Origin of the sequence: Chryseobacterium indologenes (assembly GCF_018362995.1) — a bacterium.
Taxonomy (GTDB): Bacteria; Bacteroidota; Bacteroidia; order Flavobacteriales; family Weeksellaceae; genus Chryseobacterium; species Chryseobacterium indologenes_G.
The window spans coordinates 2,824,969-2,846,471 of the sequence record NZ_CP074372.1 but is presented as its reverse complement, the minus strand read 5'-3'; the positions used below and the strand labels follow the sequence as shown (position 1 = coordinate 2,846,471).

The window sequence follows — 21,503 nt, the reverse complement described above, 5'->3', positions numbered from 1 at the left end:
ATATTAAGCGGGCTTTAGCCCGTTTTTTATGTAGTAATGAGTATATGTTGAATTTTGATTGTATGGTATAAAAAAAGCATCTTTTTCAGATGCTTGTGTTTTTAGATATTCTTTTTTAAACTTCGTCGTCAGAATCAATTGTGAATGATTTGCTTTTGAAGTCTTTATCATGTTTTTCTGAAATTACATCCTCACCTTTTTCATTAATGATGAAATCTGTGGACTCATTAAACATCTCCTGAAAACTCTTAAAATCTTCCTTATAAAGGTAAATTTTATGCTTCTCGAATGTAGCTTCCCCATTCTCTCCGAAATTTTTCTTACTCTCAGTGATTGTAAGATAATAATCTCCTGCTTTCGTCTCACGCACATCAAAGAAATAAGTTCTTCTCCCTGCTTTTAACACCTTCGTGAAAATCTCATTTTCATGGCGTTCCTTGTATTCACTCATTGTTAGATATTTTTTAATCTTGTTAAGAACAAATATAAAAGAATTCTTTTAATCACAAAATTTTTTTTATGATTTATTTAACAATTGAGAACGAAATGGCTAAGCAGTTACAGAATTGGCAATTTCCGTAAGGTTGATAATTTGATCGGCTTTTTGAGCGCTAGACTCTCTGTGTGTGATGATTATGGAAGTAGCGTTACTTATTTTTTTATCGATATTTTCCAGAATATTCTGCTCCGTTTCGGTATCTAAAGCAGACAATGAATCATCAAAAATGATAATATTGGGGTCTTTAATTAAGGCTCTTGCAATGCAAATTCTTTGCTTTTGTCCTCCCGAAAGCATAACTCCGCGTTCACCTACAAGTGTTTTATATTGCTCTTTAAACTCTACAATATTTTTGTGAACATCTGCAATATTTGAATATTCTACCACTTTCTCATGAGAAGGATGATCAATGGCAAAACCTATATTATTTTCTATAGAATCAGAGAATAAATAGCTCTCCTGAGGAATATATCCAATGAAGTTTCTGTAGTTGCTCAGATTATGATCTTTCAGGTTTTTCCCGTCAATCAGAATCTCTCCTTCACTCGGATCTATCAATCGGCATAAAAGAAGAGCGATCGTTGATTTTCCGCTTCCGGTTTTACCCATAATGGCCAAAGATTCTCCTGCTTTCACTTTAAAGCTTAGGTTATCCAGCGCTTTAATTCCCGTATTAGGATACACATAAGAAACATTCCTGAATTCAATATCTCCTTTGATAGGGTAGTTTTCGAAATTAGTATTAATGATTTCAGATTTCTTATCCATGAACTCATTGATTCTTTGCATGGATGCTTCAGCTCTCTGGTTCACAGATGTTACCCAACCAACCATAGAGAAAGGGAAGATCAGGGTATTGATATACATAAAGAAATCTGCAATTTTACCGATGCTTAATTCTCCGGCAATATATTTAGTCCCTCCAATCCAGATGATAGCCACATTCAGCAGCCCGATTACAAAGAGAATAATAGTGAAGAAATAGGCTTCTGTTTTTGCCAGATCCAATGCCTTATTCTGATAATCTGTTACTTTGATTCCGTAGTTTTTTTCAATGTACTTTTCTCTTGCAAAGAATTTTACAACGCGGATTCCTGAAAAACTGTCCTGAACAAAAGTTGAAATCGCAGACTGGCTTTTCTGCATGATCTTCGACTTTTTATTAATAATTGAACTTACCTTATAAATAGCAAAAGACAAGATCGGAAGTGGAAGCAAAGTCCACATCGTCATGGATGCATCCGTTTTTACCATATAAATTGCCGTGATCACTACCAGAACGATCAGGTTGGCAACATACATCACGCCGGGACCAAGATACATTCTTACCGCAACAACATCCTCACTCAATCTGTTCATTAAGTCCCCAATGGTTGTCTGCTTATAATCCGTTAAAGATAAATCCTGATAATGTCTGTAGATTTTATTTTTAAGTTCATATTCTATTCTTCTGGAAGCTACAATAATGGTCTGCCTCATCATGAAAGTGAAGAATCCGGTCAGAAGTGAACAGCCTACAATAATTCCAACATAGATCAAAACCTGATTGTTAAAGCCAAGGTTTCCGTTTTTTGTAAGTTCATCCACAGATTTTCCTACAAACTGTACCTTATATATATTGAAAAAATTACTGGCAATAATAAATAGTACTCCCCAAAACAGCAGTATTTTGTGTTTCCAAAAATAGGGGTTTAAGGTTTTAAGCGCTTTCATATAGTTGTACAAAATTACAAAAATGTCATCACACTACGAATTTCATCAATTTTAAATTTTGTATCTTTGCACCCATAAAAAAGCTCTTTGAATGTTAGGAAGACGACAAATCCGTGAAAAAGTAGTACAGACAGTGTATTCATACTACCAAAATCCTGTAAAATTTGATGTTTTAGAGAAAAACATGTTTGCTGGTATAGAAAAAATCTATTATCTATACATTTACCAGCTCAATTTTTTGGTAGCTCTTAAAGAATTGGCAGAACACCAGATCGAAATTGGGAAGAACAAATATCTTAAAACTGATTCTGACATTAATCCTAACCAAAAATTCATCAACAACCAGGTATTGCTTAAACTGGAAGAAAATCCTGAAAGATTGTTTTTTACAGGTCAGCATAAGCAGTTGAAATGGGATATGCATGATGATCTATTGGTAAAAACTTTCCAAAGAATTACTGCTGGAAAGCGTTATCAGGATTTCATGAAAGAAGATGGATACTCTTTTGAAGAAGATCAGAAGTTTATCGGAAAATTATTTTTAAGATATATTGCTGAAAATGAAGATTTTCATGATTATCTTGGAGATAAAGAACTTTCATGGTATGATGATATTCACATTGCCAACTCCATGGTACAAAAAACAATTGGTTTCCTGAGAGAAGATGAAGAAAGCAGAACTTTAATTAAAATGATTAAAGATGAAGAAGATAAAACTTTCGCTGCAAAACTGTTGAAAGATACTCTGAACAACTGGGAAAACAATGAAAAAAAACTGGGAGAAAGACTTGAAAACTGGGATCTGGAAAGAGTTTCTTTAATGGATAAAGTAATCTTGTCTACAGCGATTGCAGAACTGGATAATTTTGCTTTCACGCCTTCAAGAGTTGTTATTAATGAGTATATTGAAATTGCAAAAGTATTTGCTACAGACCGTTCCAATATCTTCATCAATGGTATTTTAGATAAATATTGTAAAGATCAAAATAGAATATAAAATGAAAAAGACGTTATCAATTATCGCCTTGTCTATTATAGGCTTTGGGTTAGTTTCATGTAAAAAAGAAAACAAAGAAACTCAAAGTACTGAAACTGCAACTACTGATTCTGCAGCTGTTGCGGCTCCGGTAACCACAGATTCTTCGGCAGCACCTGTAACTGGTGAATCAGCTGCTCCGGTTTCTAACGAACCATCTACCTCTGTTGCTTTATCAGAAAACAGCTTCGATTTTGGAAAAATCAAAAAAGGAGACAAAGTACAGCACGTATATGAAATTACCAATACAGGTAAAAACCCTTTAATCATTTCTGAAGTTAAGCCAGGATGCGGATGTACAGCTCCTGATTTCACAAAAGAGCCGATTATGCCAGGTAAAAAAGGAAAAGTTACATTGCATTTTGATTCTTCAAGCTTTGACGGTAACGTTCAGAAGTATGCGGATGTTTTTGCAAACGTAGAAAAAGCGCCAATCAGATTAACATTCACAGCGAATATCCAACCATAATAATAACAATATGTTGACACTATTTTTACAGGCAGCAGGCGGGTCTTCACCTATGATGCTGATCATGATGGGGGTGATGTTTGTAGGATTTTATTTCCTGATGATAAGACCTCAAATGAGAAAGCAAAAGCAAGAGAAAAACTTTCAGGAAAACCTTAAAGTAGGAACAAGAGTAGTTCTTACCTCAGGTCTTCACGGAAGAATTGCTCAGGTGCAGGATGATGGTTTTGTTATTGAAACATTATCAGGAAAACTGAAATTCGAAAAAGCAGCAGTTTCCAGAGAAATGACAGAATCTCGTTTTGGAGATAAAACAAAATCTGCAGATAAAGCAGATGACAAAAAAGAAACAGCAACTGAAGAAAAGAAATAATTCAGTCTGAAAATATTTAGCTGCGGCGGGTGAACGAAGTTCACCCGCCGCAGTCTTTTTATACACTTATCAACAAGAAAAATATGAAAATGATTAAGTCGTTTTTTTGTTCATTAGTGTTTAATAAAATTATCTTTGTCCTATGAATCAAAACACAAACAAAACGGTTCTTATTCTGGGAGCAAATTCAGATGTAGCAAAACAATGTATAAAGCAATATATTGAAAAAGGTTTTGCGGTGATTACAGCCTCCAGAAATACAAAATCTCTGGAAGATTTTATTAAGTCAAATGATCTGGACTCTTCAAAAGTTTCTGTTTTATATTTTGATGCCGCAGATTTTGATTCACATCAGAAATTCTATTCTGAACTTCCCATGAAACCTCATATTGTAGTATATGCTGCAGGTTACTTAGTTGATAATCAAAAAGCATTGACCGATTTTAAAGGTGCCAAGCAAATGATGGAAGTGAATTATATGGGGGGAGTATCTATCCTGAGTATCATTGCAATGGATAAAGACAACAAAAACCTGGAAAGAATAATTGGTCTTTCTTCACTGTCCGGAGTGAGAGGAAGAAAAAGTAATTTTGTTTACGGTAGTACAAAAGCTGCATTTACTCAATTTCTGGCCGGGTTGAGGCAGGAATTAGCTTCCCGAAAAATCATTGTAAATGCTTTGGTTATTGGCTATATCAGAACAAAGATTAATGAAGGATTAGAATTGAATGAATCCTTGATCATGGAACCGGACTATGTGGCAAAATACATTGTCAATGCAGGAAATTCCTTTACCATTGTTCCGAATTTCAAATGGAAAATTATTTACCATATTCTTAGACTTTTACCGGAAAGTCTGGCTGCAAAACTACCATAAAAATATTCGTCAGCAGACACCGTTTTATTAATAATTTTAATTTTAAAGGACATTAATTTTGGTGATTACAGTACTTCGGTACCGTTTTTGTAATTCTATGACCCGAAAATTATTTCTTCCTGCAAGATTCAATTTCTGAATGATTATTGAGTAAGGCTGAAACAATCTGTTCAGCTGCCAATCTATTTTAATCTATAATATCATTTACTTTCACTTTTAAAGTGGAAGGCAAATTTCTTTTTAGATAGTTGCTATTCAATTTCATTTTTAAATCCTGCAGAACTTAATATCTCTTTGATAATTAGTAAACACATAGTATAAAATGGACGATTTAGAATTGAACAAGATTCAACAACACTGGGACACATTAATTTCTTCAGCAATTTCATGGGCGCCGAGAATTTTTACCGCAGTTATTTCTGCATTATTGATTTATCTGATTGGATCATGGATGATAAGAATGATTAAAAAACTGATTGAGAAAGGTTTCAAAAAACGTAATATGGAAGCTTCTCTGCAGCATTTTCTGCTGAATATTATCAACTGGGGACTTAATATTCTGTTGTTTATTGTTGTTGTAACTCAGCTGGGAGTGCAGACCTCTGCATTTGTTGCCATGATTGGTGCAGCAGGTTTGGCGGTAGGTTTAGCTTTACAAGGCTCCCTGACGAATTTTGCAGGAGGAATTTTAATTTTATTATTAAAGCCTTTTAAAATTGGTGACTTTATTTCTACGAATTCTGGAGTTTCAGGGACTGTGCAGGCAATAGATATTTTCCATACAAAACTAGTTACCCCACAAAACCAATTGATCGTTATTCCTAACGGTGTTGTTTCAAACAACAGTATTACCAATTTTACCCATCTGGGAACAAGAAGAACATCATTGGATATTGGAGTTGCTTATGATGCGGATCTAAAGCAGACCAAAGATATTTTAATGAATGTTATTAAAAATAATCAATATGCTCTTGAAACACCAGCACCGCAAGTTGTAGTGACTGAGCTTGGAGAAAGCGCTGTCAATTTATCCATAAGAGTAAGCACTTCTACAGAGAATTTCTGGGCGATGAACGAAGAACTTATTATAGGCTGTAAAGAAGCTCTTGATAAAGCAGGAATCGGAATTCCTTTTCCGCAAAGAGATATTCACGTTTATAATAAATAATTATATTTAATTTTTTTAAGAAACTCCTGCATTTATAATGATGTGGGGGCTTTTTTTAATCAATATTTTGTAGCAATTCCAAAGCCTTCATCATATCAATTCCCTTACCCAGAACCGGCTTAAACAAATCTCCTTTCTCTTTGATCCTGTCCAAAGCATTATTAATATTAAAATCCGTAGGTCTCAGTCCGGGTTTTAATTCATCCCAATCCAATGGCATTGAAACTGATGCACCCTGTTTAGGTCTCAGACTGTAGGCACTTGCTAGAGTTTGTCCCGTCCTGTTTTGAAGATAATCGAGATAGATTTTTTTGTTATCTCTTTTCTGAAGACTTCGCTCTAAAGTAGTAATCTCAGGAAGTCTTTCATTCACTTGTTTCATAAGAATATGGGCGAAATCTTTTACCTGGTCAAAATCGTAATGAGATCCCATGGGAATATAGATATGAATTCCCGTACTTCCGGAAGTTTTACAGTAGCCTTTTATTTTAATTGTTTTTAAAACCTCATTCACCTGAAGTGCTGTTTCAATCACCTCATCAAATGTGTTTTTGGAAGAAGGGTCCAGGTCTAAAACCAAGTAATCAGGATGCTCAAGATCCGGTAAAGAACTGTTCCAGGGGTTTAGGTCTATACATCCTAAATTATTCAGGTAGGCTAAAGTTGCTTTGTCATTACAATAAATATAGTCGATGTTTTTATCATTGGATTCAGAATATACCTGTGTGGTTTTTATCCAGTCCGGAATATGATCTCCGGCATCTTTCTGATAAAAACTCTGTTCTTCAATTCCATTCGGAAAACGGTTTAGAGAAAGCGGTCGGTTTTTTAAATGAGGCAGGATATAAGTCGCTACCGATTGATAGTAATTAATAACGTCTCCTTTAGTAATGTCATCTTTTGGGAAATAGATTTTATCCTGATTTGTCAGTTTTACCAAATGTTTGTCCAAAGTGATCTCTTTTTCTTTCTCGGAAACTTCTGTTTTTTTTGATGATGTTTTTGTTTTCATTTCTTTAGGTTTTTCGGTGAAGGATGAATCTTTGATCTCTTTAAGATCTTTGTCTTCTCTTATTCCTATAAAAACAGGATGTCTGAAGATTCCGTCTCGTGTAATTTCAGAATATTTGATCTCACAGACCAGTTCAGGCCTTGTCCATGTTACCGGCATATTGGTTTTGGGAATAATCTCGAATGGAGATGCTTTCACAACCAGTTTCTGAAGTTTTTGGTAAAGCTCTTTTAAAGAAGCGTTATTAAAACCTGTTCCTGTATGTCCGCAGTAAGTAAGCTTTCCATTTAGATATTTTCCTAAAATTAAAGCCCCAAAACTTTTTCTTGAACCTCTGGGTTCTGTGAGGCCACAAATAATAACCTCTTCTGTGTTGGAAAATTTGATTTTAAGCCAGTCATTGGTTCTGTGATTTTCGATATAGTGACTTTCTGCCCGTTTTGCAATCATCCCTTCCAATTGCATTTTTCTCATTTGTGCAAAAAACTCAATACCTTTTTCCGGAATATGATCACAGTATTTAATGCGATCCGTTTCTGTCAGCGCCTCTTTTAAAAGTTCCTTTCGTTGGATAAAAGGAAGATCTTCTGTAGAATGACCATTCAGCCATAGAAGGTCAAAAACATGATAAACAAGAGCGGCATCGGGATTATCCCCGATTTGCTGCAAAAACTGAAAATTAGGCTTTCCATGTTCGTCATACGCTACCACTTCACCATCCAGAATCATGTGATGTTTCTGTTTTTCGAACTCCAGTGCTATTTTTTCAAATTTGGATAAAAATGAAATTCCGTTTCGGGAATAGAAGAGAGGAACGTCGTGACTTAAGTCGGCAATAGCTCTGTAGCCGTCCCATTTTATTTCAAAAATCCAGTCTTTATCATTGAAGGCTTCTTCGGAAAGCTTGGCCAGCATGGGTTTGATGTAAGACTTTAATTTTTTTTCGTTTGTTAAAGAATTGAAATTTCTGAAAGTTTTTTCGGAAGTTATGACTTCTTTTTTTCCTTTATTTTTAGGCTTTTTTTTTCCTCTAAAAATTTTGTAACCAATGATTTTGACGAGGTGTTTTCTTCAGCATCATATGGACTTTCTGCAAAATCATCTTTATGTTTGATCAGTAGCCATGAGTTATCATCCGTATTTTTCATTTTAACCAAAGCAAACTCACCTTTCAGTTTCTTGCCGTGTAAAATGAATTTTAAAGATCCTGCATGTAATTCTTTCAGCAGCTCTTTTTCATCAGAAAGCTTAGTGTTTTCTTCCAAAGGCTCATAAGTTCCGCTGTCCCATACTTCCACCTGTCCGGCACCATAATTTCCTTCGGGAATATTTCCTTCAAAATCTTTATAATCATAAGGGTGATCTTCCACCATCATGGCGAGGCGTTTGTCTTTCGGATCTAAAGAAGGACCTTTCGGAACAGCCCAGCTTTTCAGTACACCTTCCATTTCAAGCCGGAAATCATAATGAAGTCTGCTCGCAGCATGCCTTTGAATTACAAAAATAAGTTTGTCTTTGCTTTTCTTCGTTTTTCCTTTCGGTTCGCTGGTTTCATCGAACTTCCTTTTGTTATTATAATCTTTGAGAGCCATTATGATGCGGATTTGGATTTAGAAGTATTCAGGCTGGCTTTTAACTGTGCCATGAGGTCAATCACTTTACCTTCTTTTGCAGGCTGTGCTTTTTTAGCTTTTATATTTTTACCTTTTGCTTTCTGCTTAATGATTTTCATCAGTTCATCAGAATAGGTGTCTTTGTACATCGCAGGATCAAACTCCTGGGAAAGCTGTTCAATAAGATTAACCGCCATTTTAAGTTCTGCCGGTTTCGGAGCTTTTTGAGCTGGAATTTTTAAATCTTTATAATCTCTTATTTCCTGATCAAACCTCAAACGGTTGAGAACAAGGATATCATCTTTGTAAGGACGGATCATTCCAATAGCTTCTGTTTCACGGAGCACAAACGTTCCGATTCCTACCATACCTGTTTTTTCAAGAGCTTTCAGTAAAAGCCTGTACGCATTTTCCCCATTTTTCTGAGGTTCCAGATAGTAAGGATTTTCAAAATACATACTGTCTACTTCTGCCTCTTTTACAAACTGGTCAATAGAGAGGATTTTTGTCTTTTCGGGGCTTGCCGCTTCGTAATCTTCCTCATCAAGAACGATATATTTGTCATCCATGAGATAACCTTTGACGATATTTTCCCATTTTACTTCTTTTCCCGTATTTTCATTTACTCTTTTGAACCGGATATTGGAAAAATCAGATTTGTCGAGCATATCGAGATCCAACTTTGTGGTTTCCGTTGCCGAATAAATTTTAACAGGAATGTTGACTAAACCGAAGCCAATGGCGCCGTTCCAAATTGCTTTCATTGTCTTACGTTTTTAAAAATCAAGCAATTAACATGCCGTTGGAGGCTCATGTGGTACCTTTAATAGGCTTTTTGTCAAATGACAATTGTTTTTAGCCCGGACTTTTATACCTTTATATTTCCGTAATCTGTGGTTACAAAAAATATGGAAGAACTTTTTAATTATATCAAAAAATTCGGGACGCTTAATCCTCAGGATGAACTTTTAATTGCTGAAGGAATTCAGGAAATTACTGTGAAGAAAGGAGAACCTTTTATAGAAGCAGGAAAGGTGAGCCAAAGAATTGCTTTTGTGAAAGAAGGGGTCTTCCGGTCTTTGTATTATAATAAACAGGGAGATGATTTTACCAGGTATTTCATCTATGAAGGAAGATTTATCGGAGATTTTCAGGGGTTTACCGATCAGCTGCCTGCTCACGAAGATATCGAAGCTATTACCGATGCCGTATTGCAGGTGATAGATCTTAAGCATTTTAAAATACTGGAAGAGAAAATAACAGTCTGGCCGGTTTTATTTGCAAGAATCCATGCTTTTGTTGTGGAAAATAAACTGAAGGTAGCGAGCATCATGCTGAACCAGGATGCAAAATCACGTTATATTCACTTTTTAAATCATTATCCAGGTCTTGCCAACAGGGTTCCGCAATCTGTGCTGGCATCTTATCTTGGTGTGACGCCTTCTTCATTGAGCAGGATTAGGAGAAATATAGTCTAGAAATTATTAATGATAAATGATAATTGATCAATGATGGTTTTTAGTCATTAATACATTTTACTTTGTACAATTGAGTTCCTTTTTGTCAAATGACAATGGTCTTTCTTATTGACTGTCATAGCTTTGCTACATAAAATTTAAAGTGCGAATATGGATATTGTATTAGGATTACAATGGGGAGATGAAGGTAAAGGAAAGTTTATTGATCTTATCAGTGAAAATTACGACATTACAGCTCGTTTTAATGGCGGATCTAATGCTGGACACAGTATTGAAAGAAACGGACGCAGAATAACGCTTAAAATGATTCCTTCGGGAATCTTTATGAACGGGGTGCAGAATGTGATTGGAACGGGAACTGTTCTGGATCCGGTAAGTTTTAAAAAAGAAATAGCAAATCTTAAGACATTTGATACTACTGTTCAGCCGGAAAACAATGTGGTTATTTCATTGAAAGCTCACTTTGTATTGCCTACTCATAAACTTTTGGATGTTTTTATGGAAGAAAGCCCGGATTATACAACTATCGGGACAACGAAAAACGGGATTGCACAGGCATATTCAAATAAAATTTTACGACAGAATGTGAGAGTGGGAGATATGTTTGCCCCGGATTTTAAAAGCAGAGTGAAGCATATTTTGGAAAGAGATTATAAAATGCTTGCAGCAGGAGGCGTGGAACTTCCTTCTCTGGAGGAAATAAGTAATGAATTTTTTGAGGCTGTAGACTTTCTGAAAACATTTAAATGTACTGAAACAGAAATATATTTAAACAATGCGCTGGCAGAAGGAAAGAAAATATTAGCGGAAGGATCCCAGGCTGCAATGCTGGATATTGACCACGGAACTTATCCTTATGTGACCTCTTCTTCAACTACGGCTTCCGGTGCGAGCAGTGGGTTAGGTATCTCACCGAAAAAGATCGGTGAAATATTTGGAATCGCTAAAGCATATTGTACAAGAGTGGGAAACGGAGTATTTCCAACAGAATTATTTGATGAGTTAGGTGAAGAAATCAGAACAAAAGGAAATGAGTTTGGTTCCAATACCGGACGTCCGAGAAGAACAGGCTGGTTAGATTTACCTGCTTTAAAATATGCTGTAATGATCAACGGAGTTACTCAGTTGGTTCTGACTAAAGCTGATGTTTTAAGCGGTCTGCCATCTGTAGCGGTTTGTACCCATTATGAACTGGAAGATGGAAATACAGTTGAGGTTTCGGGATTACTTCCTGAAAACGGAAAGCCTGTACTAAAATGGATGAATGGATGGAATGCTGATTTTTCCACAATGAAAAGTCCTTCGGAGCTGCCAAAAGAAGTGAATGAGTTTCTATCATTTCTGGAAACAGAATTAGGTATTCCGGTGGCTTATCTTTCGACAGGACCGGGAAGGGAGCAGATGTTGAAAATGATTTAACAGGAATTATATAAAAACAAAAGAGGTTAGGAAATGTATTTTCTAACCTCTTTATTTATGTAAAAAAGTTTAGTTAACTTTTGTAAGGATAAAGCGTTGTTTTGTGGAAGGCTGAACCGTTTGATCCGTAGTGCCGATTACAATAGGAGTAAGATTGGTTGTTAAGCCATCCTTTACTTCTAATCTCAATGCTGGAGCATTCTTGGGAGCGAATCCAAAACCATTGTTTCCCAGATTGAATAATAACCATTTCTGAGAATCTGTATTAGAATTGGTTCTTAATTCAACAGCTGTTCCATTTGTTATCCCGTTACCTTTTACGGTTAACACCTTTGCAGGATCTAATATAGATTTGATGATATAATATCCATGATCTGATTTGCTGAAAGTAAATTTCTGGTTATTCCCTGTAGAAGCTGAATACAGAATGATACTGGTACCATCCGTAGTGGAACTCCCGGTAATATCTACATTTTTATCATTCGCTAAAGCTGTTCTCATTGTATAAGTTCCGTTGATTGCTGAAGTGGCATTCACAGGTCCGTACAAATGATTTATTCCTGCATAATCACCGGCAGACAATCCTGTTCTTTGCTTGGTAAAGGTGGATCCGTCCAGCTTAGTCATTACAGGCTGGCTTGAGTCTATGGCAAAGTCTGTAGACTGATACATCATCACTGAACCGAAATCAAATGCCCCGTGTCCTGCGTAATCATTGTAAAGGTTGAAGTTATGACGGCTGCCTTCCACGGCTTTGTTAACATCTACAATAATATACTGATCTCTGTCCGGACGGCACTGTTCATGCATGATTCCCATTGAGTGCATTATTTCGTGGGCGATAATCGCAGGATAAGTAATATTATAAATCTTAATACCATTCACTCTGTTTTTTTGCCATCCAAGTGGTGAGCTGTTGCTTGTTGTATAAGTAAAGGTGATATATTCTGTCTGATTGGTACGTTCAACAAACTGCATGCTGGTTTGGGAAGAGATCATATCAAACGCTTTGTTGATATTGGTAAGGAATGTATTGTAATTCTGGGTACTCAGACTTCCCTGGCTGGGTAATGTATAATAAACCGTTGCATTCGGCCAAGTCTTAATAAAAGAGCTTACAATGGTGCTTTTCTCAGCTGTTGACATTTCAGAATTGGCTTGCATCTTTAATTTGTCAAACTGCTCAGCACTAATAGTAATATCATCTGCATAAAAATATTCACCATTTACTTCATTAACATACGTGTATTTTCCGTTAATTAATAATTTGTGAATCTTTGCATTGTCAAGTTTTGTGGTTGTTTGGTTTATTGAATCTGCCTGTGTATTTTCAATATCCGATCTACATGAATTCAATGCCAGAATAAGGCATACTGATAAGAGTAATAGTTTGCTTTTCATATTATTTAATATTGGTTTGGTGATCAGATTAAATATGAACAGCTATATTATTACCCTACGCAAAAGATTATAAAATTAATCAAATCCTGAGTTTTGATTAAGACCTCATTATAATTCAGCTGTATGGTGTAAATATATTAATAAAAGATTATGTTTGTATATAACATAATATAATGATTGTTTTGTTGTGTTTTTATTTTAAATGTGTATTAATTTCGATAATTTAATGTTTTTGTATTAATTTTTACTATCAAATTTCAAATTAAGTTATTTCACCAATAATTGATATGATAGCCAAAACAGTACTTTATACTAGCATAAAGTTTATTCCATTAAAAAATTAATGGAGTGTGCTGAAATTTAGGATATAAAAAAAGCGGGGCAAATACCCCGCTTTAATTTATGCTTTTAAGTTCAATTGTAATTCCAGTTCATCGAGCTGTGCATCAGCAATCGATGCCGGTGCGTCAATCATTACATCTCGTCCTGAATTATTCTTAGGGAATGCGATATAATCTCTGATGACTTCGTTTCCGTCAAGGATTGCTACTAAACGGTCAAACCCGAATGCCAGACCTCCATGTGGCGGTGCTCCGTATTTGAATGCATTCATCAGGAATCCAAACTGGGCTTCTGCCTCTTCTCTGGTAAATCCTAATAAATCAAACATTCTGGACTGCAGTTCTCTGTCAAAAATTCTGATAGATCCACCTCCGATTTCGTTTCCGTTCAGAACCATATCATAAGCGTTGGCTCTTGCTTTTCCAGGATCTGTTTCCAATAAGTGGATATCTTCCGGTTTTGGAGAAGTAAACGGGTGGTGCATTGCATGGAATCTTTCAGTATCTTCATCCCATTCCAATAGCGGGAAGTCAACAACCCAAAGTGGTGCAAATACATTTCCTTTTCTTAATCCCAAACGGTTCCCAAGTTCCATTCTTAAAGCAGAAAGCTGGGCTCTTACTTTGTTTTCGTTTCCGGAAAGAATCAACATTAAGTCTCCTTCTTTAGCTCCGAATTTTTCGATGATTTTTGTTAAATCTTCTTCGTTGTAGAATTTGTTTACCGATGAGGTTTTTACTCCATCATTCTGGAATTTAGCCCAAACCATCCCTGAAGCTCCAACCTGAGGGCGTTTCACCCAATCAACAAGCTCATCGATCTGTTTTCTTGTATAGTCTGCGCATCCTTCTACATTGATTCCGACTACTAATTCTGCATCATCAAATATTTTAAAGTCTTTTCCTTTTACCAGCTCATTTAGTTCTACGAACTCCATTCCGAAACGGATATCCGGTTTGTCATTTCCGTATTTTCTCATCGCATCTGCGAAAGTCATTCTTGGAAAATCTCCGAATTCCTGACCTGTAATATCTTTTATCAGAGTTTTAGTCATTCCCTCAAATACGGTCATGACATCTTCCTGCTCTACAAAAGCCATCTCACAGTCGATCTGTGTAAATTCCGGCTGTCTGTCTGCTCTTAAATCCTCATCACGGAAACATTTTACAATCTGGAAATACTTATCCATTCCACCTACCATCAATAGCTGTTTGAAAGTTTGAGGAGACTGTGGCAATGCATAAAACTGTCCCGGATTCATTCTGCTTGGTACAACGAAATCTCTTGCTCCTTCCGGAGTAGACTTGATCAGAACAGGGGTTTCCACCTCAATGAAACCTTCCTCGGATAAATAATTTCTTACTTTTTGTGCCATTTTGTGGCGGAAGATCAGTTTATCTTTTACCGGATTTCTTCTGATATCCAGGTAACGGTATTTCATTCTTAATTCCTCACCTCCGTCTGTTTCATCTTCAATAGTGAAAGGGGGAAGCTGAGAATCATTCAGAATAGTCAGTTTTTCTACCAGAATTTCAATTTCTCCTGTTGGAATATTAGGGTTTTTGCTTACTCTTTCAATAACTCTTCCGGTAGCCTGAATTACAAATTCACGGCCCAGTTTTTTAGCCTCTTCCATCAGTTGTGCAGAAGAGCGCTCCTGGTCAAAAACCAGTTGGGTAATTCCGTAACGATCTCGAAGATCTACCCAAATCATAAATCCTTTATCACGGATAGTTTGTACCCATCCTGATAGTGTAACTTCTTCATTCAGATTTTTCAGAGATAGCTCTCCGTTGGTGTGCGATCGAAACATAATTATTTGTTTAAAGTTCAATGTTTAAGGTTCAATTCCGAACCTTGAATTTTTCGTTGGCAAAGATAAGATTTTTGCAGGTTTTATAAATAAAAAAAACTTCCTTTCGGAAGTTTCGTATGTTGTTTTCAGGTTTTTTAATTTCTATTACCCCCTTTTTCTGTCAGAATTTTCTTTATTTCTTCAGTACCTTTTGTATCATCAGCTACTTCAAGAGGTGTTTTGTTCTGACATTTTTTATTAACATTGGCCTTGTTGTCCAAGAGGAAATTTATAATATTCTTTCTATCAGACATTACACTAAAACCAAGAGGTGAATAAGCTATGTTTCCAACGAGGAAGCATTTGTTGTAATCTCCCGGGGCAAACTGTTTTTTAAATATTGCCACATCATCAGAATAGATGGCTTTCATCTTTTCCTGAGTCATTTTCTGAGCAGAAAGCATGCCGCCAGACAATAAGATTCCAAATAGAAAGGTTGTAGAGATTATTTTTTTCATAAGGATACTTTTTTAAGAATATACAAATCTAAATTAAATTTTATTACCAATTGCTAAGTTTTGATAATAATTATCGTTCTATTAATCAGATTATTCTCGTATTAATTATAGAATTGTAAAACTGCTGTTTAGAATGTCATCAATTTAAAATTACTCCAAAAGCTTAATGATTTCAGGTTTCTCAATATTTTCGGGTATAATCCGCAGTTGTATCACTGATAGATGACTGATACTCTTTCAAAGCTTACCATATCACGCTATGCTTTTATTATAATTTTGATTTTCTTATAAGAACAATCTTATTAAAAACTTTTCATATGCCAACTTTTAATTGCATTTGAATGAATACTTTTGCTAAGTAAACTAAAAGAAATCATGACAAAATATGTTGAATTTTTGAAAAAAGCATTCAGTGGCGAAGAAACTGATTTCACGAAGGTGAATATCAGAAGTGCTGTATTGCTTTTAGCGATTCCCATGATGCTGGAGATGGCTATGGAATCCGTATTTGCCCTTGTTGATCTATATTTTGTCGGACATTTAAAAGAAAGTGGTTTTGCTATTCAGACCGTGGGACTTACTGAATCTGTACTTTCGGTGATGTATTCTATTGCGATTGGTATGAGTATGGCGGCAACGGCTTTGGTGGCAAGAAGAATCGGGGAGAAAAATCCGGAGCAGGCTTCCAGAAGTGCTGCACAGGTAATGTTAGTTTCATTTGTTATTACTTTTGTTTTAAGTTTACTGGGAGTAATCTATGCTGAGGAAATCCTGATATTAATGGGCTCAAAGCCGGAAGCAGCAGCCTATGGAAAGAATTTTACCAGAATTATGATGAGCAGCAGCACAATTATTATGCTGTTATTTTTAATTAATGGTATTTTCAGAGGTGCTGGAAATGCAATGATTGCTATGAAAAGCTTATGGATAGCGAATATTGCCAATATTATTCTATGTCCAATATTGATAAAAGGATTAGGACCCGTTCCTGCTTTAGGGTTGACCGGAGCAGCTTTGGCAACAACTATAGGTCGAAGTATCGGGGTGATCTACCAGTTGTATCATCTTTTAGTAGCAGATACACAGATCCGTATAAAGATTCCTTATTTTAAACCAAATTATGAATTAATTAAGTCCATTATAAAGATTGCAACTCCCGGAATCTTCCAGTTTGTCATTGCTTCATGTAGCTGGATTTTCCTAGCAGAATTGGTAGCAACTACAGGGGGCGAAAATGCATCCGCCGGCTATCAGACAGCTTTAAGACTGATGATGTTCTTTATGCTTCCTGCCTGGGGACTGAGTAATGCGGCTTCTACACTGGTAGGACAAAATATGGGTGCTAATGAAATGCTGAGAGCAGAGCAGTCGGTAATGAAAACCGTGAAATATAATGTCATCTTTATGCTGATTGTAAGTCTGATTTTTATTTTTATGGGAAATTTTTTAGTTGGTTTCTTCACTCAGGAAACGGCTATCAAAGATTTTGCTAAAAATGCTCTTCAGATCATGAGCACAGGATTTATTTTCTACGGAATCGGGATGGTTATGATTAATGCTTTCAATGGAGCCGGAGATACCTGGACACCTACCTGGGTTAACCTTTTTGGATTCTGGCTGTTTCAGATTCCTTTGGCGTATTTTCTGTCAAAATATTTTGAAATGGGTCCAAAAGGAGTGTTTATTTCAATTCCTGCCGCAGAAACGCTGATTACTATAGTTGCTTTTATCTTATTCAAAAAAGGAAAATGGAAAACAATAAAAGTTTAAATAGGTTGGGTGATGGAAGTTCTAGCAGTCTGAAATAAATCACCGTAGGTAAGAAGAAATAATAGATCTGAAGACAGAAAAATCGAAATAATAACCTGACAGTAATTTCCAGCCTCCTTCTCAGCTTCCTTTCTTATTTTATAAAACTTTAACAGCTTCATTAGTTGGATTTTAGCGTTGTATTTTCTAAATTCGTAATTAACAAATACATAATTACTATGGGAAAAGGAGACAAAAAATCAAGAAGAGGGAAAATCAATTCCGGAAGTTATGGTAAAAGAAGACCTAAGAAAACCTCAAAATCTTTTACAGCTTCAGAAGAAAAATCTAAAAAATAATTTTCATAAAAAAAGACCGAAGATCATGTCTCCGGTCTTTTTTTATGAAAATTAAATTAATTATTTACCTCCAAGTATATTACCAAGGATGCTGCCTAGGCCGCCACCTCCTTGTTGTTGGTTTCCACCGCCACCCAATACACTTCCAAGTATATCGTTCAGTGGATTTCCGGATGATTGAGACTGTGTTCCACCTCCTAAAACACTTCCAAGAATGTCATTCAAAGGATTAGATTGCTGAGCTTGAGCCTGGCTGGAAGCGTTCCCAAGGATTCCTCCTAAAAGATCTCCAAGACCACCTGCACCTACATTACTCTGCTGTTTCTGCTGGCCAATGTAACCCATTACCACAGGGGCTAACATCGCAAGAATAGGACCTATTTTGTCTATTGATATTCCTGTGTTTTGTGACAATTGGTTTTCAACAGTACTTTTTTGTCCGCCAAAGATATGATCCAGGATAGATCCGCCTTCAGCCTGTCTTGCTTCAATCTGAGAAGCGTCATTTAAAATACTTCCATTGTGGTCTTTATCTAAAGCATTATTTAAAGCTTCTGCTTCTTTAGCGTCCTGAGATTTATTTCTAAGATAAGAAATAATAAGAGGGGTAGCTACTGCTAATAGGGCGATTACCTGGTTTTTGCCGATTCCGAATTTGTTTTCAGCCTGTTCAGCAACCTGGTTGCCTGTGTTCCCTGTAAGTAGGTCGATTAAACTCATTTTTTGTGTTTATTTAGTATTAAGTAAACCAAAGTTATCAAAAAATATGCCTCGCGAAATGACCTGCTTTCATAATTATTGTTAAAGTTTTCTGATAACGTTTCAGAAGACCTTAGTTTTTGATAATAGGCACATTAGAACAGGCTTCTCCGAACATCAGAGATTTTACAATTGGTTTTAACTGTTCTACCAGTTCTATATATGCATTTTCAGGAATATCTTTATCTGAACAGCCTTTTACCAGAACTCTTTTGCCTCTCATTTCCTCAAAATCATGGGTCTGGATAGCATTGTGCATTAAAATAACATCAAGGTCCTCACGACTTCCAAAGACTATTTTTTTTGCAACATCAGTAAGTTTTGCTGTCAATACAAAATAAGCCCAAAGCGGGATGATTGTATCTACCGAGTTATAAATGTATATATAAGAGTCTTTATATAGTTCAGTATCTATTGCCTCTACCTTTTCACGAAAATCTTTTTCTTTCAGGATCATTTCCTGGAAAAGAAAATCTTTAAGATCAATTCCCTTTCTTTCTCCTTTTGGAAGTAAAGTGGCAAGGTCAAAATTGATAAGGCCGCTTTCAGCAACTTTATTCCGGATTTCAAATTCTTCTGACATTTTTTATCATTATCTTTGAACAAATTTACGAATTAAGATCATATCTATTTTAATTTGTTCTCTATCCTTACTATAGAAATGAAGTATTATATTATTGCAGGAGAAGCTTCTGGTGATTTACACGGAAGCAATTTGATGAAAGCCTTAAAACAAAAGGATCCGAATGCGGAATTCAGGTTTTGGGGTGGTGATCTGATGAAAGCTCAGGGCGGAACACTGGTGAAGCATTACCGTGATCTTGCTTTTATGGGATTTCTGGAAGTGGTGATGAATCTCAGAACCATTCTGAATAATATTAAATTCTGTAAAGAGGATATCCAAAAGAACAGACCTGATGTTTTGATTTTAGTAGATTATCCTGGTTTCAACCTGAGAATTGCAAGATTTGCCAAAGAGCTTGGGATCAAAGTAGTTTATTATATTTCGCCGCAGCTTTGGGCATGGAAAGAAGGGCGTGTAGAAATTATCAAAAAGTATGTGGATGAAATGATGGTGATTCTTCCTTTTGAAGAAGATTTTTACAGAAAACATGGAGTTCATTCCCATTTTGTAGGGCATCCTTTGCTGGATGCTATTTCGGATCTGCAGGAAATCAGTATTGAAAAATTCAAATCAGATAATGGTCTGAACGAAAAAGAAATCATTGCGCTTTTACCGGGTTCCAGAGAACAGGAAGTGGAAAAGATGCTTGAAATAATGCTTTCCGTAAGACCACATTTTAAAAACTATCAGTTTGTAATTGCCGGAGCACCGAGTCTTCCTAAAGAATTTTATCAGAAATATGTGGATGAGAATGTTCATTTTGTATCCAATAAAACCTATGATCTGCTGAGGTGTTCCAAAGCAGCTCTTGTGACTTCCGGAACAGCTACCCTGGAAACGGCACTGTTGAATATTCCTGAGGTAGTTTGCTATCGTGGAAGCAAAATTTCCTATGCCATTGCGAAAAGATTAGTGAAAAACATCAATTATATTTCTCTGGTTAATCTTATCATGGACAGAGAAGTGGTGAAAGAACTTATTCAAAATGATCTGAATACGAAAAACCTGGTAGAAGAACTCAATAAAATTATATCAGGTGAAAAAAGAACACAGGTTCTGAATGATTACGAACTTTTGAGAGAAAAGCTTGGTGGAAAAGGCGCCAGTGATCATGCTGCTGAGGTAATATTGAAAGTATAGTCTTTCCGGGATTTTTTGAGAATTTAATCTACTTTTTTTACTATGAATTATTGTAACCGTCTTCTGTTATTATTGGTATTCACCTTGTTTTTCTCGAAAAATGCTGCTCAAGAGGGTAGCCCAAGAGACAAAGTTCAGATATTCTACTACGGGTGGTACGGAAATCCTGAAACGGACGGAAGTTATCAGCATTGGAACCATGAAATTCTTCCTCACTGGAGCAATCCGAAGTGGAATAATCTTGGGCACCACAAAGGTGGAGATGATATCGGGGCTAATTTTTATCCTGCGCTTGGAAATTATAGTTCCAATGACACAAAGATCATTGAAAAACATATGAAAATGATCAAAGAATCCGGAGTGGGAGTGGTAGTTGTGAGTTGGCTGGGAAAAGATTCGTTTACAGATAAAAGTCTTATCAAATACCTTGATATTGCGGATCGGTTTGATTTAAAAATCGCATTTCACATTGAGCCATTTTATAAAAATACTTCAGAATTAAAAGAACAGCTTTCTTATCTCGTAAAAACATATTCTGGTCATCATGCTTTCTATAAAAAAGATGGAAAGCCATTGTTTTATGTCTACGACAGTTATAAAATTCCTAAAGAAGAATGGACTAAAATGTTAGCCAAAGACGGAGGGAAAACGGTTAGAAATACAGAACTGGATGCGCTTTACATTGGATTATGGGTAGAGAAAGATGATGCAAAATTTTTTGATTCATCCGGCTTTGATGGTTTCTACACCTATTTTGCCAGTGAAGGATTTGTATACGGAAGCACTGTTGCTAACTGGAATTTTATGGCCAGCTATGCTAAAGATCACAATATGATTTTTATTCCTTGTGTAGGACCTGGTTATTCCGATACCAGAATACGTCCATGGAACGAAGCCAACTTCAAAAGCAGAAACAATGGAAAGTATTACGAGAACATGTTTGATGCTGCTATCAAAGTAAATCCGGATTTCATTGGAATCACATCCTTCAACGAATGGCATGAAGGAACGCAAATAGAACCTGCTATTCCTAAAAAAGCGGGAGATTTCAAATATGAAGATTATGGGAAAGATCCATTGTTTTATATCAAAGAAACGAAGCGTTTAACGGATAAATTTCTGATAAAGAGATAACCTACTTTCAAACTTTAATTTCAT

General features: G+C 35.9%; 22 protein-coding genes. 11 read left to right on the top strand and 11 right to left on the bottom strand.

The genetic code is table 11. The features are described 5' to 3' along the window. Positions 1-115: 115 nt before the first annotated feature. The gene (locus tag DYR29_RS12860) at positions 116-451 is read right to left on the bottom strand and encodes a DUF3276 family protein (RefSeq protein ID WP_034701927.1); all 336 of its coding nucleotides are present in this window, start codon (positions 449-451) and stop codon (positions 116-118) included. Positions 452-550: 99 nt separating this feature from the next. Next, complete coding sequence (locus tag DYR29_RS12855; protein ID WP_142719139.1) at positions 551-2,212, bottom strand: ABC transporter ATP-binding protein; 1,662 nt, start codon at positions 2,210-2,212, stop codon at positions 551-553. A 91-nt stretch (positions 2,213-2,303) separates the two neighbouring features. On the opposite strand from DYR29_RS12855, the gene DYR29_RS12850 reads away from it, so the two are divergent. The 5 genes from DYR29_RS12850 (at position 2,304) to DYR29_RS12830 (ending at position 6,135) form a co-directional block, all read left to right on the top strand. Beyond that, positions 2,304-3,209, top strand: a complete 906-nt coding sequence (locus tag DYR29_RS12850) for a transcription antitermination protein NusB (protein ID WP_213277191.1) — start codon at positions 2,304-2,306, stop codon at positions 3,207-3,209. A gap of 1 nt (position 3,210) precedes the next feature. Next, positions 3,211-3,717 carry a DUF1573 domain-containing protein gene (locus DYR29_RS12845; protein WP_213277190.1) on the top strand — a complete coding sequence of 169 codons (507 nt, stop codon included), beginning with the start codon at positions 3,211-3,213 and terminating at the stop codon, positions 3,715-3,717. Between the two features lie 10 nt (positions 3,718-3,727). Continuing rightward, entirely contained in the window at positions 3,728-4,090 is a 363-nt protein-coding gene (gene yajC, locus DYR29_RS12840) for a preprotein translocase subunit YajC (RefSeq protein WP_149387236.1), read from the top strand. A 142-nt stretch (positions 4,091-4,232) separates the two neighbouring features. Beyond that, positions 4,233-4,967 (top strand): SDR family NAD(P)-dependent oxidoreductase, encoded by a 735-nt coding sequence (locus tag DYR29_RS12835; protein WP_213277189.1) that lies wholly within the window; start codon positions 4,233-4,235, stop codon positions 4,965-4,967. Between the two features lie 322 nt (positions 4,968-5,289). Next, a complete protein-coding gene (locus tag DYR29_RS12830) occupies positions 5,290-6,135 on the top strand; it encodes a mechanosensitive ion channel family protein (RefSeq protein WP_213277188.1) in 846 nt (281 codons plus the stop codon). A 55-nt stretch (positions 6,136-6,190) separates the two neighbouring features. Here the strand turns inward: DYR29_RS12830 and ligD are convergent, their stop codons facing one another. From ligD to DYR29_RS12815, 3 genes are all read right to left on the bottom strand, one after another. After that, positions 6,191-8,062, bottom strand: coding sequence for a DNA ligase D (ligD, locus tag DYR29_RS12825; protein ID WP_213277187.1), 1,872 nt, complete (start codon positions 8,060-8,062; stop codon positions 6,191-6,193). A 71-nt stretch (positions 8,063-8,133) separates the two neighbouring features. Further along, positions 8,134-8,739: a DNA polymerase ligase N-terminal domain-containing protein gene (locus tag DYR29_RS12820; RefSeq protein WP_142719132.1), complete on the bottom strand. Its 606-nt coding sequence runs from the start codon at positions 8,737-8,739 to the stop codon at positions 8,134-8,136. Further along, positions 8,739-9,524, bottom strand: coding sequence for a Ku protein (locus DYR29_RS12815; protein ID WP_213277186.1), 786 nt, complete (start codon positions 9,522-9,524; stop codon positions 8,739-8,741). Before DYR29_RS12815 ends, DYR29_RS12820 begins: the two co-directional genes overlap by 1 nt. Before the next feature lie 144 nt (positions 9,525-9,668). On the opposite strand from DYR29_RS12815, the gene DYR29_RS12810 reads away from it, so the two are divergent. Then, positions 9,669-10,238, top strand: coding sequence for a Crp/Fnr family transcriptional regulator (locus tag DYR29_RS12810; RefSeq protein WP_213277185.1), 570 nt, complete (start codon positions 9,669-9,671; stop codon positions 10,236-10,238). 150 nt (positions 10,239-10,388) lie between these two features. Beyond that, entirely contained in the window at positions 10,389-11,657 is a 1,269-nt protein-coding gene (locus DYR29_RS12805; protein ID WP_213277184.1) for an adenylosuccinate synthase, read from the top strand. Between the two features lie 69 nt (positions 11,658-11,726). Here the strand turns inward: DYR29_RS12805 and DYR29_RS12800 are convergent, their stop codons facing one another. The 3 genes from DYR29_RS12800 to DYR29_RS12790 form a co-directional block, all read right to left on the bottom strand. Continuing rightward, positions 11,727-13,058 (bottom strand): M12 family metallopeptidase, encoded by a 1,332-nt coding sequence (locus DYR29_RS12800; protein ID WP_213277183.1) that lies wholly within the window; start codon positions 13,056-13,058, stop codon positions 11,727-11,729. 400 nt (positions 13,059-13,458) lie between these two features. After that, positions 13,459-15,213 (bottom strand): aspartate--tRNA ligase, encoded by a 1,755-nt coding sequence (aspS, locus tag DYR29_RS12795; RefSeq protein ID WP_213277182.1) that lies wholly within the window; start codon positions 15,211-15,213, stop codon positions 13,459-13,461. A gap of 137 nt (positions 15,214-15,350) precedes the next feature. Then, positions 15,351-15,713, bottom strand: a complete 363-nt coding sequence (locus DYR29_RS12790) for a hypothetical protein (RefSeq protein ID WP_213277181.1) — start codon at positions 15,711-15,713, stop codon at positions 15,351-15,353. A gap of 375 nt (positions 15,714-16,088) precedes the next feature. Between DYR29_RS12790 and DYR29_RS12785 the strand changes: the two genes are divergently transcribed. Continuing rightward, a complete protein-coding gene (locus tag DYR29_RS12785; RefSeq protein ID WP_213277180.1) occupies positions 16,089-17,483 on the top strand; it encodes an MATE family efflux transporter in 1,395 nt (464 codons plus the stop codon). Here DYR29_RS12785 and DYR29_RS12780 read toward each other — a convergent pair. Then, the gene (locus tag DYR29_RS12780; RefSeq protein WP_213277179.1) at positions 17,480-17,644 is read right to left on the bottom strand and encodes a hypothetical protein; all 165 of its coding nucleotides are present in this window, start codon (positions 17,642-17,644) and stop codon (positions 17,480-17,482) included. The two genes, DYR29_RS12785 and DYR29_RS12780, sit on opposite strands and share 4 nt — an antisense overlap. A 57-nt stretch (positions 17,645-17,701) precedes the next feature. Here DYR29_RS12780 and DYR29_RS12775 point away from each other — a divergent pair, with 57 nt between their 5' ends. Then, entirely contained in the window at positions 17,702-17,821 is a 120-nt protein-coding gene (locus DYR29_RS12775; protein WP_213277178.1) for a 30S ribosomal protein THX, read from the top strand. Between the two features lie 60 nt (positions 17,822-17,881). Here the strand turns inward: DYR29_RS12775 and DYR29_RS12770 are convergent, their stop codons facing one another. Together DYR29_RS12770 and DYR29_RS12765 are read right to left on the bottom strand one after the other, a co-directional pair. Then, entirely contained in the window at positions 17,882-18,541 is a 660-nt protein-coding gene (locus DYR29_RS12770; RefSeq protein ID WP_213277177.1) for a DUF937 domain-containing protein, read from the bottom strand. Between the two features lie 112 nt (positions 18,542-18,653). After that, on the bottom strand, positions 18,654-19,163 hold the full coding sequence (locus tag DYR29_RS12765) for a DUF2480 family protein (RefSeq protein ID WP_047386039.1): 510 nt from the start codon (positions 19,161-19,163) through the stop codon (positions 18,654-18,656). Positions 19,164-19,241: 78 nt separating this feature from the next. On the opposite strand from DYR29_RS12765, the gene lpxB reads away from it, so the two are divergent. After that, positions 19,242-20,345, top strand: coding sequence for a lipid-A-disaccharide synthase (gene lpxB / locus DYR29_RS12760; RefSeq protein WP_213277176.1), 1,104 nt, complete (start codon positions 19,242-19,244; stop codon positions 20,343-20,345). A gap of 42 nt (positions 20,346-20,387) precedes the next feature. Next, on the top strand, positions 20,388-21,479 hold the full coding sequence (locus tag DYR29_RS12755) for a glycoside hydrolase family 99 protein (protein ID WP_213277175.1): 1,092 nt from the start codon (positions 20,388-20,390) through the stop codon (positions 21,477-21,479). The last annotated feature ends 24 nt before the right edge of the window (positions 21,480-21,503 follow it).